The following is a 15,293-nucleotide window of genomic DNA, read 5'->3' on the forward strand; positions in this document are numbered from 1 at the left end:
TTCTGATGGCTCCTGGGTGGCTGGGTGGATCTCGTGGATGCCACTTCCCCCCGACCGTCGGGGGTTCGACCGCCGGTCTGGGGGTGATCAATTCAGTCCCGGGGTGACCAGCATGGGTGTGCGCGTAAGAAAGTGCGCACGCTATGCACAAAGGGAAGGCGGAGGCGCAGTGGAACACAAACGTCCCTCGGTAAACCGGCGCGGCATCATCATCGGTGCCGGCGCAAGCCTCGTGGCCGGCGCCGTCGCCACCTGGCCGGCCAGCGCGGCACGGACCGAAGCGTCGGTGCCGGACGAGGGAGGACGGCCCGACCTGGGAGCTGATCCGCGGGCAGGGACTGAAGACCCACTTCCAGGCCGTCAGTGCCTCCCGTACACAACCGGGCGGCGCATGGGAGATGACCGACCAGTCCACCCTCCCGCCCGAGTACAAGAACTTCCGGGTCATCGGCGGCTACAAGCAGATCCTTGTTCCTCTCGCCGAAAAGCTGTCGATCCAACTCGACACGGTGGTACGGCGCGTGGAGCACTCGTCAGCCGGAGTCGTCGTCCACACTGAGCAGCGGGGGCGCCGTGTCAGCTACCGGGCTCGCGCCGTGGTGGTGGCCGTTCCCGTCGCCGTACTGGCGGCCGACGCCATCGAGTTCTCTCCGGCGTTGCCGTCGGCGAAGGTGGACGCCTTCAAGGCCGTGCCGCAGGTCCCCATCGCGAAGGTCCTCATGGAGTTCGACCACCGGGTGCTCCCGGCGGGTGCTGACGACATCGCCGAAGCCGGCATGTCAGAGCTGATGTTCATGTGGAACGCCTCCCAGGAGACGCCCGGCTTCGCGGGGCAGGTCGTCGGTATGGGGGCGGACGGGGAGGAGGCCAGCCGTCTGCTGGCCATGCCCCGCGAACGTCGCCACGCGGAACTCCTCGACTGGATCCGGTGTGTGGCGGGCGACCGCAAGGTCGAACCCGTCAAGGCCGTCGAGCATGAATGGGCCAAGGACCCGTTCGCCCGTGCGGCCTTCTCGGAATACGGTGCCCCGGGCGCCGATGTGATCTACGAGCCGGTCAACAACACCCTCTTCTGGGCCGGCGTCATTACCGATCAGGTCGACTTCTCTCACGACAGTGGTAAGGAGACCGCCGCCGACCTGCTCAAGCGGCTGAAGTAGCGCTCAACCTGATTCACCCCCACCGGCCTCAGGCCCGGTACCGATCTCTCGGTACCGATCTCTCGGTACCGATCTCTCGGTACCGGGCCTGAGGCCGGTACGAGCCACGGCCATGGGCTGCCCGCGAAGGAATTCGCCGCGCAGGTTCGAGCAGCCGAGAACACCGTCCGTGAGTCATGAAGCTGTCCTGCCCAGCACGCGACATACCCAGCACGGGGCATTGCGGCGCCTACAACGGCATCGTCGACTCGATCGGCGAGGTGGCCCGATGAGGACGTTCTCCTATGTCGGCGCGCCGGACGTGGCCGGCGCGGTGCGCGCGATAGCCGAGGAACCGAACGCGAAGTTCCTCGGCGGCGACACGAACCTGGTCGACCTGATGCGTGAGCGCATCGAGCAGCCGGACACCGTGGTCGACATCAGCGGACTGCCGCTGGACGAGGTGGAGGAGCTGCCCGGTGGCGGCGTGCGGATCGGCGCGACGGTGAAGAACAGCCGGCTCGCCGCCGATCCGCTCATCCGGCGCCGCTATCCGATGCTGTCGCAGGCGATTCTCAAGGGGGCCTCGGCCCAGCTGCGAAACATGGCGACCGTCGGCGGCAACCTGGTGCAGCGCACGAAGTGCCCGTATTTCTACGACAGCGCTGCGGCCTGCAACAAACGCGAGCCCGGCGCCGGATGCGACGCGATCGGCGGCTTCCACCGCGCCCACGGCATTCTGGGCGTCAGCCAGGATTGCATTGCCACGCATCCGTCGGACATGTGCGTGGCACTGTCCGCCCCGGACGCGACCGTCGAGGTCGAGAGCGTCCGCGGCACGCGGCGGATACCGCTGCCGGAGTTCCACCAACTGCCCGGTAGCACCCCGCACATCGAGACGACACTCGCCGCCGATGAGCTGATCACCGCGGTGGAGCTGCCCGAGGCCCCGGTCGCGGTGCACTCGCGCTACCGCAAGGTGCGCGACCGGTCGTCGTACGCCTTCGCGCTGGTCTCGGCCGCCGTCGCGCTGGAAGTGACCGGGGGCAAGGTGACCGATGTGCGGCTGGCGCTCGGTGGCGTCTCGGCGAAACCGTGGCGCGCGCACGCGGCGGAACGTGCGCTGCTCGGCGCGCCAGCCACAGAGGACTCGTTCCGGCTGGCCGCCGAAACCGAACTGGAGCCCGCCACCGGCCTGCCCGGGAACGCCTTCAAGATCACCCTCGCGCAGCGCACCATTGTCGCGACGCTGAGGGATCTGCTCACCGACGGGAGCGTGGCATGACACAGACCCATTCGCACCCGGAGGCCCCCGAGCGCAGGGTCGGCACACCGGTCGAGCGGATCGTCGGAAAGCCGGTCGACCGGATCGACGGCAGGGCGAAGACCCACGGCGGTCGTACGCGCTGAAGTCCGCCTGGGGATCGGTGCCGGCCACGACGTCGTCGACCAGCTTTCGGGAGCCCGTCTCGCGCGCGGGTCACCGTACGAAGCTACGTGCTGCTCGCACACATTGCGCCTCGACCACTCAGCGGCCGGCACACGCGACGCTCTGGTCGAGACGGTCAAGACACTCCCGCCTCACCTGCGCAGGTCCCTGACCTGGGACCAAGGCTCAGCTTGACTTGGCCGAGGAAGAGGAAGTCCCGTCCGACCACGCCCTGCTCGCCCTCATCCGGCACGGTCAGCGGGACGGCCCCTCGACCCCGGCGTCAACAGCACATGGCCGCAGAACGTCGTGTGGGCGCTGCTCTACGCCGCCTGGGAGCAGGCCCGTGAACAGAACACCCCCAAGCACACCGCGCTTTCCTGCCGTCTGCGCACGCTCAGGACGGCCACCGCCGCCTGAGCCTCGGTCGCCCCGGGGCCTGGAGAAGTGCCTGTTCCCTCCGGTCGGCGGGGGTGCGGTGACCGGGTGGCGGATGGTGACCGCGGCACCCGCGCGGCCAGTGTGGAGGGTGTGCACGGCGAGTGCCCGCGCACCTTGACGACTTGAAGGGCCGAAGCGCTATGAACCACAAACTGCCCCGGGTGGGCCCCCTCGGCCTACTCGCCGGTGTCGCCGGAGAAGTCGCGGCCGCCACCCGCGCGGCATGGTCGGGCGAAGCACCGGGTCCCGCGCGGTCGAAGCCGGATGCGGCGCGATCCGAACCGTCACGCGAGAACGCGGCCCCGCGGCGGGGAGGCGAACTCGATGTCGTGGTCATCGGTGCGGGGGCCGCCGGGCTGAGCGCTGCCCGGGAGTTGACGGACGCCGGGCAGAACGTCGTCGTGGTCGAGGCCCGTGACCGTATCGGCGGCCGCTTGTGGACCCGTCACGGCGCCCTGTCGATCCCGGTCGAACTCGGCGCGCAGTTCATCCACGGCAGGAACGCCTCGACCTGGGAACTGGTACGACGGCAGGGCCTGGAGACCCACACTCACGCCGAGACGCACTCCCGTAAGCGCGTGGGTGACCCATGGCGGAAGACGACGCTCAAAATCCCCACCAACTTCCAGGTCGTCGGCGGCTACCACCAGGTCCTTCACCCTCTCGCCGAAGGACTGTCCATCCAACTGAACACGGTAGTGAACCGCGTGGAGCACGCGCCGGGCAAGGTTGTCGTCGTGGCGGAGCAGGACGGGCGCCGCGCCACCTACCAGGCGCGTGCCGCGGTGGTGGCGCTGCCCGTGGCCGTACTGAACGCCGGCGTCGTCACGTTCTCCCCTGAGCTTGGGAAGGAGAAGACGGACGCCTTCAGGGCCGTACCGCATGTGGCGATCAGCAAGGTCCTCATGGAATTCGACAGGCCGGTGCTCCCGGATGACGCCGACCACGTCCAAGAGGCGGACCGACCGCTCTGGCTGATGAACGGCGCCATGGGAGACCTCCGTTACTCGGGACGGATCGTCCTCGCGGGAGCCGAGGAGAGCGAGGCCGAACGGCTCCTCGCCCTGCCCGCCGACCAGCGCCATCGGGAGTTCCTGGAGGGGATCCGGAGCGTCGCGGGCGACCACTCCGTGGAACCCGTCACGGTCATCGAGCACGAATGGGCGAAGGACCCCTTCGCCCGCGCCGCCTTCACCGACTCCTGGAAAGTCACCGGCGTACGGAAGATCTACCAGCCCGTCGACGACACCCTCTTCTGGGCCGGCGTCGTCACCGACCAAGTCGACTTCTCCCGCGACAGCGGCAGTCAGGCAGCGGCCCAACTGCTCGCGCGGCTCGCACCGGCCTCGGCTGACTGACCCGTTCTCCGACGTGGGAACGCGCCCCGCACTCCGAGCGGCAGGACGGTGGCCTATGGGGACAGGCTCCTGGAGCCGTATCGCCCGAATACAAGACATCTCATGTCGTTGGTTGGTCAAGTTGTGGGCTCACGGGGTGAGAGTCACGGGCGCGGTGAAGGCGCTGATGCTCTTCGGCGCCCACGCCCGAGGGGCATGGAACCGCACGATATCGATTTGGTGGTGGACTTCCGACGCGAGGAGCGGATGAGGGAACTGGTCGTGGGCTGCCTCTTCTCCAGGCGTAACTCCCCCCGTGAGCAGACTGGAATTGACGGCGCGTCCGGTCGCACCTCTGCTCGGCCTTTTCCAGCGACACGCCGCCGACGGACTCGATCAGTGACCAGCCCCGCACCCATCAGCTGGTTCCGCATGGTATGAACGCACCTATTTCAAGATATTTACTGCTCTCGTTGACGATCCGTGGTGCATGTTTCGAGACGGAATATCGTACGTCCCATCCTCTCGGGTGGGGGATGACGCCAGACGCGGGCGAGGGCGAGCCCGGTTCCCTCCGGCCTGGGTGTTCGCGGGGCGCCGGCCCTCCCCGACGGCCCGCGCCGCGGCATCGCCAGGCAGCCCATCGCGGTCGGGTTGACCCGTCAAGGTGGGAAATGTACGCGTTGCTCCCTGGCCGGTATGCGGACAGTCGCACATGCGAGTGCGATTACCTGGGCAGGTACAGACCAATGTGAGCCTTGGTCGGAGCATGACATTGCCTGGGTGGTACTCGCCGCCCTGGGCCGACTCCGGCGCGGGGTTCCAGGAGACCGCAGCACGCTACCCCCCACCCACCGCGGACGGGCTTGCCCCGCCGTGCGACGCAGAGGAGCCCAATGTGGCCCGCAGTTCACGATGTAAGAGATCACGGCAGTTACTCTTCGCTGTCCTGTCCATATTTCTGACGATTTCCGTGTCAACCGGCGCGGCGACGGCGCAGCAGGGCACGGCGCAGAGGTCCGGTCCGGCTGACCCCCCGCAAGCGGCTGTTGCGAAGAAGGTGGCGGAGGGACTCCTCCGTCAGTTCGACGAAAGCCGGGAGAACACCTTCTGGGTCTATCTCGACAGCGCCGCCGACCTCAATGCCGCGGTCGACGGCGCCCGGACCAAAGCCGAGCGCGGTGCCGCGGTCTACAAGGCCGAGCGAGACCACGCCAGACGCACCCAGGCCGGGCTGTTGAGGGCGCTGGACGCGGCGGGTGTCGCACACACTTCGTACTGGATAGTCAACGCCGTCCAGGTCAAGGGCGGCGACGAGAAGCTGGTCGAGAAGCTGGTCGAGAAGCTCGCGGCGCGGGCCGACGTCGCCCGCATCGAAACGGATGACGTCATCCAGCTTCCCAAGCCGGTGAAGGCCGGTACGCACAAGAGGGTCGCCGGCGTCGAGTGGAATGTCGACCGGATCAACGCTCCCAAGGTGTGGGACGAGTTCGGAAGCCGGGGCGAGGGCATCGTGGTCGCCAACATCGACACCGGAGTGGACTACACGCATCCTGCCCTGGAGGCTTCCTACCGGGGCAACAACGGTGACGGCACCTTCGACCACAACTACAACTGGTTCGATCCGTCCAACTCGTGCCCCACAACGGAGCCGTGTGACAACACATCGCACGGCACACACACGATGGGCACCATGACCGGCGACGACGCTTCCGGCAATCAGACCGGCGTCGCGCCCGGAGCCAGCTGGACGGCCGTCAAGGGCTGCGAATCGAACAGTTGCAGCGAGCAGTCCCTCATCGCCGCTGGGCAGTGGATCGTCGCCCCGACCGACCTCAACGGACAGAATCCCCGCCCCGACCTGGCGCCCGACGTGGTCAACAACTCCTGGGGCGGTACGCCCGTCAGGTACTGGTACCAGAAGATTGTCGACTCCTGGCGCGCTGCGGGCATCTTCCCGTCGTTCTCGAACGGAAACGCCGGCCCCGGCTGCACTACCTCAATCGAACCGGGAATGTACGTCAACAGCTACAGCTCGGGTTCGTTCGACATCGACAACGCCATCTCGGACTTCTCCTCACGCGGCGCCGGAGAGAACGGGGAGATCAAGCCCAACATCTCCGCGCCCGGTGAGAACATCCGTTCCTCGGTCCCCGGCGGTGGGTACGGTTCGATGTCCGGTACGTCGATGGCAGCTCCCCACACCACGGCAGCCGTAGCCCTGCTGTGGTCGCTGGCCCCCGAACTGCAGAACGACATCCAAGCGACCGAAGCACTGCTCGACCGGACGGCGGTCGACACCGACGACAAGTCCTGCGGCGGCACCGCCGCCGACAACAATGTCTTCGGTGAAGGCAGGCTCGATGTGAACGCCTTGGCGACGGCCGCTCCACACAGTCCGCTGGGCACGATCCAGGGTGTCGTCACCTCCGGCGGCGTCCCCCTCCCCGGAGCCAAGGTCGTCGCCCAGGGCCCCCTCGACCGTACGGTGCACACCGGGGCCGACGGAAAATACACGATCCCGCTGCTCTCCGTGGGCAACTACAAGATCTCTGTGTCCAAGTACGCCCACGTAACAGCGACCGCCGAAGTAACGGTTACCGAGGGGGGAACGGCGACCGGTGATGTCACACTCGGTGAACTGCCCTCCGCCAAGGTCACCGGCAGCGTCTCCAGCAGCAGAGGCCCGGCCTCCGGAGCCGTCATCACCGTGGTGGGTACCCCGGTGGTCGCGACCGCGGACGCCCAAGGGTATTTCGACACCACTCTTCCGCTGGGAACGTACGAACTGACCGCTTCGCATTCCGATCTCTGTCTCGGGCGCGGCAGGGCAGTCGCGGAGGTGACGGGCGAGACCGTCCTCGACATCCGGCTGCCCGACAAGACCGACACGTTCGGATACACCTGCGTCGCCGGCCCGGCCGACTTCGTCACAGGCGACCACAAACTCGGGCTCACGGGGGATTCCGGTTCGGAGAAGGTCGAACTGCCCTTCCCCGTATCGCTGTACGGAGAGAGCTACACCTCGGGCTGGGTCTCCGCCGACGGGGCCATCACCTTCACCGAGCCCAGCACCGATGACGAGAACGGCGCCCTCCCGTCCGCCGGTGCCCCGAACGCGGCCCTTTACCCGTTCTGGGACCAGCTGTTCTACCTCCCGCAATTCGACGCCGCGGTCTACACGGGGGTCGTGGGCACAGCGCCGCACCGCTCCTACGTCGTCGAATGGCGCAACGTCATCCAGATGTGGGGTCATGGCGAGCGGTTCTCCGTCACGGCTCTGATCGGAGAGGACGGCACGATCTCCTACCGCTACAAGGACACCGTCGGTGACTTCCTGGAGGCCGGCGCTGAAGCGACCATCGGCCTGGAGAACGCCGACGGGACCGACGCCTTCCAGTACTCACTGAACAATCCGGTGCTCACGGACCGCTTCGGCATCACCTTCCGGACCACCAAGACCCGAGTGGACAGCGGCTCGGTGCTACGTGAGAAACCGCGCGACACAGGGGCTCGCCGCTGAAGTCGGCTCCGCTCCAGGCGAACTGTACATTCCGGCCCCAGTTGGGGCCGGAATGTGCAGTTCGCCGTCCCGGGCCATCATCAGCGGCTGCCCGGAAGCACCGGTGACTAGGTCTGTCGTGCCGCGCGAGGACAAAAAGGGCCGACGCGTGAACGTGCTGGGGGCCCTTGGCCGCCCGGAGCCCCGCGACGACTTCCCGCAGTGTTCGCGCACATCGCCCCAACTTGCGATCAGCCCCTTCAGGGGCGTCCGGCTCGCGCCCCTCGGCGTCTCGGTCGGCGAAGCGTCATCCCTCGATTGCGGAGGGGGCGGCCTCCGGGCGGTTGACGCGCACTCATCGACACCACGGAGGTACATCTCCGTGGTGTCGATGAGTGCGGACACGCTGTTCGTCAGGCGGGGGTTTCGGCTGTGGCGGTCAGTACCGCGCGGCCGAGGGTGTGACCGGCCATGGTGAAGCCGAGGAAGGCCGGGGTGGCGTCGGCCGGGACGCCGATGGAGGCGACATCGAGGGCGTGCACCACGATGAAGAAGCGGTGCGGGCCGTGCCCGGCCGGCGGGGCGGCGCCGATGTAGCGGGCCGCGCGGGTGTCGTTGGGCAATTGCCAGGCGCCCTCGGGCAGGCCCGAGCCGGTGCCGTCGCCGGCGCCCTCGGGCAGTTCGGTGACGGTGGCGGGGATGTCGGCGACCGCCCAGTGCCAGAACCCGGACCCGGTGGGGGCGTCGGGGTCGTAGACGGTGACGGCGTAGCTCTTGGTGCCGTACGGGGCGCCGCTCCAGGACAGCTGCGGGGAGACGTCCTTTCCGCCGGGGACGCCGAAGATGCCGGAGAACTGCTCGGGCGACCAGGCCGCGCCGTCGGCGACGGTGGTGCTGGTAACAGTGAAGGAGGCCGCCTCGGGGAGGCGGGCGAAGGGGTCGTTGGCGCTCATCGCGTCATTCCTTTCAGGCACGCAACGAGTTGCGCCGCCAATTCTTCGCTGCGCGCCGGCCCGGTGAGCACATACCCATCGACTCGCAGGCGGTCCGAGACGACCGAACCGATGTGGCCCGTCGCCCCGGTAACGAACAGTTTCATTGTGATGTCCCTTGCTAACGCACTAGCTTTGTGCGTTAGCTCACCGTAGGTGCGCCGCGCAGCAAACGCAAGTGGCATGTGCGTTAATCTCGAAGGCGCGAATACCGCAGTGCGCCGGCCGGTTGGCCGCAGTTCACGTGTGCGCCGCGCTGTCCTCGAAGCGACCGCAAGGATCCTCCTGGAGTGCCCGACTCGACCACTGCCGCGCCATCATCGAACGTCCGGTGTCCTGCCCGGGTGTGTGGGGTGCCGACGGGGCGGGGGCACGGGTATCACGTCCGCCCCGATGGTGTGGATCCCAAGGGTGACCGGGGTCGACGCCTTCGTCCTGCGCCTCCTGATCCATGTCAAAGTCGACCACTTCCCAGCGACCCCGCGTCACAGACGAGTGTCCCAGCGGTGCTCTCCCCAGATCGATGACCGCTCGTGAGGAGAGCCACTCGTCCACAACGTCCGTATCGAGGGGTCGCGGGGTCGACATGATCAGGTGGCGGGCAGGAGTTCCCTGGAAGGATTGTCCTCGCTGGAAGGCTTGCCCTCGCTATTGGCCGACGGGACGGCCGGCGCCTTGCCGCGCGGGCGTCGCAGCCCGATGACGTACAAGGCAAGGCCCCCGACCAGCCAGCAGGACAGAACGATCAGCGGCCGCGTGGAGTTGGCACCGTCGAAGAAGGCGAACGAGCGCAGCACGCTGCCGGTGGCGCCCGGTGGCAGGAACTGGCCCAGGGTTCCCCAGCCGGACGGGAGCAGTTCGGGTGCGCTGGTCAGGCCGGACAGGGGGTTGCCGACGAAGATCATCGTGACGGCACCGAGACCGAGCCCCACGTTGCCGAACGCCGTGCGCAGGCCGAGGATCGTCCATGCCGTGGCGGCGATCCCGAGGGCGGCGCCGGCGCTGGTCAGCCAATAGTCGCCGTCCAGTGAGCCGAATCCGTACTGCAGCAGGGCCGTGAGAGCCATCGCCCCCGTAACAGAGAAGCCGAAGGCGGCGACGACACGCTGGCGCTGCCGGGGGACGGTGGCCAGCAGCACGGCCGCGCATATCCAGCCGCCCAGCGCGAGAGGAAACGCCCCCGCGGAGAGCCCGGCACCCGTGGGGTCGTCCGGCGGCAGCGGCCGTACGTCCTCGACCGGAACAGCCGCTCCCCGCGCCTCACCAAGCTGGGCGGCGAGGGTCTTGAGCGTATTGGCGACCGCGGGGCTGGCGGCGCCGGCGACCAGCACGGTCGTATGGGTGCCGTCGGTGACGATGGCGCCGTACGCGTCGTGGTCCAGGATGCGGTCCCTGGCCGCCTGGCCGTCGCTGAGCGTGACTATGTCGAACGCGCCGGGTTCCCGCTCCTGCAGTTGATCGCGGAGCTGCCCGGCCGGCCCGCTCGGTCCGGCGACGGCGATCGGGACATCATGCGGCTTCGAGTGCAGGGGTGGCAGGGCGAAGGCCGACAGCATGGCGAGGAAGAGTACGACCAGCCCGACGACGACGATCGCGGGGCGGCGCCAGTCATCGGAGGGCGGCGCCGGGGCCTGGGGCGGTGATGACGGTGATGGAGTCACCGGTCCTCCTGGATCTATGTGTGGTGCGGGTAAGGGAAGTGTCAACGCATGACGAGAATAAGATGCACGGCGCATCTTCGGTCGTCGCGGTATAGTGAACCACATAAGATGCATAGTCGCTCTTAGGAGGCCTGGTGCGGGACACTTCCACTGCCAGTCAGCTCGCGCCCACCACTCGGACAGCGGGCAAGGCCGCCACACGTCGCCGCGGCAAGGAGCTGGAACAGGCCATCCTCCGCGCCGCGCTTGAGGAACTTGCCGAGACGGGCTACGTGGGGCTCACCATCGAAGGCGTCGCGGCCCGGGCCCGCACCAGCAGGCCGGTCCTGAACCGCCGCTGGCCCACCCGCGCCGAACTCGTACTCGCCGCCGTGGCCAACTCTCATCCCGGCACGGACGACCTGCCCGACACCGGCTCCCTCCGCTCCGATGTCATCGCCCTGCTCCGATGGGTCTCCGGCAGATTCGCCGACCTCGGCCCGGAGGTGTTCTGGGGCCTCATGGCCGAAACCGCCCACGACGAGAGGCTTTTCGCCCTGGTCCTGACCCAGCACTCTCGCGTCCTGCGCCAGGAACTGGTGGTCACGCTGGTGGACCGGGCCATTGCCCGGGGAGAGCTCGGGCCCGACCTCCCGACCTCCCGCGTGCTCACACTCCCTGTGGACCTGCTGCGCCACGATTTCCTGATGCATGGCAGGGTCGGCGACGAGGAGATCATCAGTATCGTGGACGAGGTATTTCTTCCTGTCCTGCTCCCCGGCACTCACTCCCCCTGACAACAGGCAGCCTGCCGAGGACGGGACAACCCGGAACCGCGCAATACGGGACCCTGCGCCCGCTCGCGCACCGGTCGCCGGTAACCGGTCACCGCCGCAACGAACGAAAGCGAACGAACCAGAGCGGGTTTCGCCGGGTGGAGCGGAGCAGCGGGGCGTTGTGCGGTGCTGCGCGGTGTCAGGCCGTTGACCAGCCCGGCGGTCTCCGAGCCGATCAGGACGAGGGACGCGCCGCCCCGGGCTCAATGGCTTCGGCGTTCAGGCTTCCGCCGGCTTCATGGGTAGCGACGGAGCAACGGAGCACGCGATGATGAATGCGAACCGGGTCGGCTGGAGTGGTCGTCGTCGTGACACTCCACTCATCCGTGAGAGGTGAGGTCACGGCCGATGATCTCCTTCATGATCTCGGTGGTGCCGCCGTAGATCGTCTGGATGCGGGCGTCGATGAAGGCCCGCGCGATGGGGTATTCGAGCATGTAGCCGTAGCCTCCGTGGAGTTGCACGCACCGGTTGACGACGCGATTCTGGAGTTCGGTGGCCCACCACTTGGCCTTGGCCGCGTCGACGGCGCTGAGCGTGCCGTCGTTGAAGTCGCCTATCACCCGGTCTAGGTAAGCGCGCGTCACCTCTGTCTCGGTAGCGAGTTCAGCCAGGGTGAAGCGGGTGCTCTGGAGGTCGGCGATCGGCTTGCCGAAGGCGGTCCGCTCGGCACAGTATGCGAGTGTCCATCGCAGGGCGGCCTCGGCGGCGGCCTGTGCGACGACCGCGATGGCCATGCGCTCACGGGGCAGGCGCTCCATGAGGTGGACGAAACCGTGGCCCGGCGTGCCGAGAAGATTGGCGGCGGGAACGACGACCTCGTCGAAGAACAGCTCCGCGGTGTCCTGCGCGTGCAGCCCGACCTTGTTGAGTTTGCGGCCTCGGGTGAAGCCGGGCATGCCGCGCTCGATGACGAACAGGCTCATCCCCTTGGCACCGGCCGCGGGATCGGTCCGGGCCAGCATGATGACGAGGTCCGAGTGAATGCCGTTGGTGATGAACGTCTTGGCTCCGCTGACGATGTAGTCGTCGCCGTCCTTGACTGCGGTCGCGCGGATGCCTTGCAGATCGCTGCCCGCGCCGGGCTCGGTCAGGGCGATGGCGGTGACGATCTCGCCGGAACAGATACCGGGGAGCCATCGGAGCTTCTGCTCCCCGGTGGCGAGGTCGAGCAGGTAGGGCAGCGCGATGTCGTCCTGCAAGCTCAGGCTCAAGCTGACTGACGCGGCTCCGACGTCGGCCAGTTCCTCCATGACGACGGCGCGATAGCGGAAATCGCTCTCGCCTCCGCCACCGAACTCCGTGGGCACGGCGATGCCGAGCAGTCCCTGTTTGCCCGCGGCTGTCCACAACTTCCGGTCCATGAGGCGCTCCTGCTCCCAGCGCTCCTGATGCGGCGTGACCTCGCGCGCGATGAACTCGCGGACCATCTCGCGAAACGCTTCGTGGTCCTCGGTATAGAGCTTGCTCTTCACTGGATTCCTCGGGGCCGTAGGAGAGTACGAGAGGTAGCGGGAGGTCCGTCTCAGACGGTGGCCGGGGCGGTGGCGATGACACCGGCTGCCAGCAGTGCGGAGACCTCCTCCTCGGCTCGGCCCCAGTCGGCGAGCGCGGACACGCTGTGCTGCCCGGGGTGCGGCGGCGGTCCGGCGATCGAGCCGGGCGTCCGATCCAGGCGCGGCGCGGGAGACGGCTGCCGGACACCGGACGACGACTGGAAGACTCCGCGGGCCGCATTGTGCGGGTGCTCGTGGGCTTCCCAGGGACTGAGCACCGGCGTGACGCAGGCGTCGGTGTCCTGGAAGCGGGCCGTCCACTCGTCACGGGTGCGCTCCTTGAACACCGCCGCCAGGCGGAGGCGGAGTTCGGGCCACCGTGCGCGATCGTCCTGCCGCGGTACGTCATCGGCTTCGGACAGGCCCAGTCCGGCCAGCAACTGGGCGTAGAACTGGGGCTCAAGGGCGCCCACGGCAACGAAGCGGCCGTCGGCGGTCTCGTACGTGTCGTAGAACGGTGCGCCGCCGTCGAGCAGGTTCCCCCGGCGCCCTGCCGGCCAGTGCCCCGCGGCACGCATCCCGTGGAGGCCGGCGGTGAGCAGCGCGGCGCCGTCCACCATCGCGGCGTCGACGACCTGGCCGAGGCCGGAACGGTCGCGCTCGAAGAGCGCGGCCAGGATGCCGACGGCAAGCAGCATGCCGCCGCCACCGAAGTCGCCGACGAGATTCAGCGGCACGGTGGGCCGTGCGCTGTCGCCGATGGGCTCCAGCGCCCCGGCCAATCCGATGTAGTTGATGTCGTGACCGGCACGTGGCGCGAGCGGTCCTTCCTGCCCCCAGCCGGTCATCCGGCCGTAGACCAGCCGCGGGTTGAGCCGTCGGCAGTCGTCCGGGCCGATGCCCAGACGTTCGGCGACACCGGGTCGGAACCCCTCCACCAGTACGTCGGCCGAAGCGGCGAGGTTACGGACCAAGCGCGCGCCGTGCGGGTGCTTGAGGTCGACGGCCGCCGATCGGCGGCCCCGGATCAGCGGGTCTGTCGGTCCCTCGGGCGCTGCGACGTCCGAGGCCGCGCGGTCGATCCTCAGGACGTCGGCACCGAGGTCGGACAGCACCGTACAGGCGAACGGCCCAGGGGCGAGGCTGGCGATCTCTATGACGCGCACTCCGGCAAGCGGCCCGGATGAAGATCTTGTCATGGTGGCTCCGCCACTTCGGCTTGAGTGTGGTGTGTGGACGTTCGGCGCTTGGCCGGCAAGGGGGTTTCGCATGGTCGTCGTGGACCCCGACTGCCCCGGTGTCCGGGCCCCGCCTGGGTTCGCGGGTCAGCGTGGCGAAGGTTGCGGGATGAGGGGGTTGTGAGCGAAGCGGTGCCGGGATGGTCCGGGACGGACCCGTCCTCGGCTCGATCGCCAGAATGGATCAACTTACTTAGCGCTCGCTCAGAGCGTAGGCAGGCCCGTCTCTCGCAGTCAAGAGGAAGTAGCACGCTCAGGAAGGGATCTGGACGTCCTGGGCTTAGAATCGGAGGGATTTCACTGATCCATCGCTAAGTAGATTGACCCGCCCGGCGACGGTGCGGCGGGCGCTGTTTCCGAACCGCATATGCGTGTCGGATACCATGCGGCGTGCGGGCACGCGCTCGGCGAGGGTCAGCGGACCGGAAGGAGTTCCCGGTGAGTAGAGCGCCCCGGACGGAGGCCCCCGCCCCACAAGGTTGGCGTGACTATGCCCCGCTGGAACTGGACCCCGTACTCAGCGGAGCGCTTTCCGCCTTCCACGAGCACGGGTATCACGGAACCACGGTGCGCGACATCGCCCGCCGCGTCGGCGTGACCGTACCGGCCCTGTACTACCACTACGAGAACAAGCAGGCCCTGCTGGTCGCCTTGCTGGACCGCCTGATGCGGGACGTCCTGGACCGGTGCCGTGCCGCGACCTCCGACGCCGGCGACGACCCCGTCGAGCGGTTCTCCTTGCTCGTCGAGAGCATCGTGCTCTACATGGCGAACCGGCGGAAGCTCGCTTTTCTCGACACGGAGATCCGTAGCCTCGAACCGGAGAACCACGCCCGCTATGTAGCGTTGCGCGACTACCTGGAACACACACTCGTTGACACCGTTGTGGACGGCGTCGAAAAGCACGCCTTCAGTACGCCCTACCCGGCCGACGCGTGCCGTGCGGTCCTGGCCATGTGTCAGGGAGTCGCCAACTGGTATCGACCGGGCGGCCCGCTGACGCCGACCGAGATCGCTCGGCGCTATGTGGACTTCTGCCTGGGCACCGTCGGCTACACCGGTCCGCCACGTGCGGCCGCTCGGCCGGCTCGGGGCAGGACCAGGAAGGCGTGACCGGCAGACGAGCCCGGCGCTGACAACATCCGAAGCGGGCGTGGTGCTGCCGGGCCCTCGCCGTCACTTGAGTGCGACCCTCCATCGGCGGCGTGCGGTACAGCCTGTGTTCGCCGACGTGGGTTCGGCG

At 68.1% G+C, this 15,293-nt stretch carries 12 protein-coding genes; 7 read left to right on the forward strand and 5 right to left on the reverse strand.

Annotated elements, in window-relative coordinates; genetic code table 11:
- The first annotated feature begins 398 nt into the window (after positions 1–398).
- The 5 genes from ACFRMN_RS15945 (at position 399) to ACFRMN_RS15965 (ending at position 7,869) form a co-directional block, all read left to right on the forward strand.
- The gene (locus tag ACFRMN_RS15945; protein WP_383019254.1) at positions 399–1,160 is read left to right on the forward strand and encodes a flavin monoamine oxidase family protein; all 762 of its coding nucleotides are present in this window, start codon (positions 399–401) and stop codon (positions 1,158–1,160) included.
- 268 nt (positions 1,161–1,428) lie between these two features.
- Positions 1,429–2,424, forward strand: a complete 996-nt coding sequence (locus ACFRMN_RS15950) for an FAD binding domain-containing protein (RefSeq protein ID WP_383019257.1) — start codon at positions 1,429–1,431, stop codon at positions 2,422–2,424.
- Positions 2,421–2,549: a hypothetical protein gene (locus ACFRMN_RS15955; protein ID WP_383019260.1), complete on the forward strand. Its 129-nt coding sequence runs from the start codon at positions 2,421–2,423 to the stop codon at positions 2,547–2,549. Before ACFRMN_RS15950 ends, ACFRMN_RS15955 begins: the two co-directional genes overlap by 4 nt.
- Before the next feature lie 600 nt (positions 2,550–3,149).
- Positions 3,150–4,367, forward strand: a complete 1,218-nt coding sequence (locus ACFRMN_RS15960; RefSeq protein ID WP_383019262.1) for a flavin monoamine oxidase family protein — start codon at positions 3,150–3,152, stop codon at positions 4,365–4,367.
- Positions 4,368–5,406: 1,039 nt separating this feature from the next.
- A complete protein-coding gene (locus ACFRMN_RS15965; protein ID WP_383019265.1) occupies positions 5,407–7,869 on the forward strand; it encodes a S8 family serine peptidase in 2,463 nt (820 codons plus the stop codon).
- A gap of 392 nt (positions 7,870–8,261) precedes the next feature.
- On the opposite strand, the gene ACFRMN_RS15970 is transcribed toward ACFRMN_RS15965, so the two are convergent.
- The 3 genes from ACFRMN_RS15970 to ACFRMN_RS15980 all read right to left on the reverse strand — a co-directional run bounded on the left by ACFRMN_RS15970 (position 8,262) and on the right by ACFRMN_RS15980 (position 10,501).
- Positions 8,262–8,801 carry a YbhB/YbcL family Raf kinase inhibitor-like protein gene (locus ACFRMN_RS15970; protein WP_383019268.1) on the reverse strand — a complete coding sequence of 180 codons (540 nt, stop codon included), beginning with the start codon at positions 8,799–8,801 and terminating at the stop codon, positions 8,262–8,264.
- Entirely contained in the window at positions 8,798–8,947 is a 150-nt protein-coding gene (locus ACFRMN_RS15975) for a hypothetical protein (RefSeq protein ID WP_383019270.1), read from the reverse strand. Before ACFRMN_RS15975 ends, ACFRMN_RS15970 begins: the two co-directional genes overlap by 4 nt.
- Before the next feature lie 483 nt (positions 8,948–9,430).
- Complete coding sequence (locus ACFRMN_RS15980; protein WP_383019273.1) at positions 9,431–10,501, reverse strand: hypothetical protein; 1,071 nt, start codon at positions 10,499–10,501, stop codon at positions 9,431–9,433.
- Between the two features lie 134 nt (positions 10,502–10,635).
- On the opposite strand from ACFRMN_RS15980, the gene ACFRMN_RS15985 reads away from it, so the two are divergent.
- Entirely contained in the window at positions 10,636–11,277 is a 642-nt protein-coding gene (locus ACFRMN_RS15985; RefSeq protein WP_383019276.1) for a TetR-like C-terminal domain-containing protein, read from the forward strand.
- Between the two features lie 359 nt (positions 11,278–11,636).
- Here ACFRMN_RS15985 and ACFRMN_RS15990 read toward each other — a convergent pair whose 3' ends face one another.
- The gene (locus ACFRMN_RS15990) at positions 11,637–12,791 is read right to left on the reverse strand and encodes an acyl-CoA dehydrogenase family protein (RefSeq protein WP_383019278.1); all 1,155 of its coding nucleotides are present in this window, start codon (positions 12,789–12,791) and stop codon (positions 11,637–11,639) included.
- A gap of 50 nt (positions 12,792–12,841) precedes the next feature.
- Positions 12,842–14,011 (reverse strand): CaiB/BaiF CoA transferase family protein, encoded by a 1,170-nt coding sequence (locus ACFRMN_RS15995; protein WP_383019281.1) that lies wholly within the window; start codon positions 14,009–14,011, stop codon positions 12,842–12,844.
- A 477-nt stretch (positions 14,012–14,488) separates the two neighbouring features.
- Here ACFRMN_RS15995 and ACFRMN_RS16000 point away from each other — a divergent pair, with 477 nt between their 5' ends.
- Complete coding sequence (locus ACFRMN_RS16000; protein ID WP_383019283.1) at positions 14,489–15,163, forward strand: TetR/AcrR family transcriptional regulator; 675 nt, start codon at positions 14,489–14,491, stop codon at positions 15,161–15,163.
- Positions 15,164–15,293 lie beyond the last annotated feature (130 nt).

Source organism: Streptomyces sp. NPDC056835 (genome assembly GCF_042789485.1).
Classification (GTDB): Bacteria; Actinomycetota; Actinomycetes; order Streptomycetales; family Streptomycetaceae; genus Streptomyces.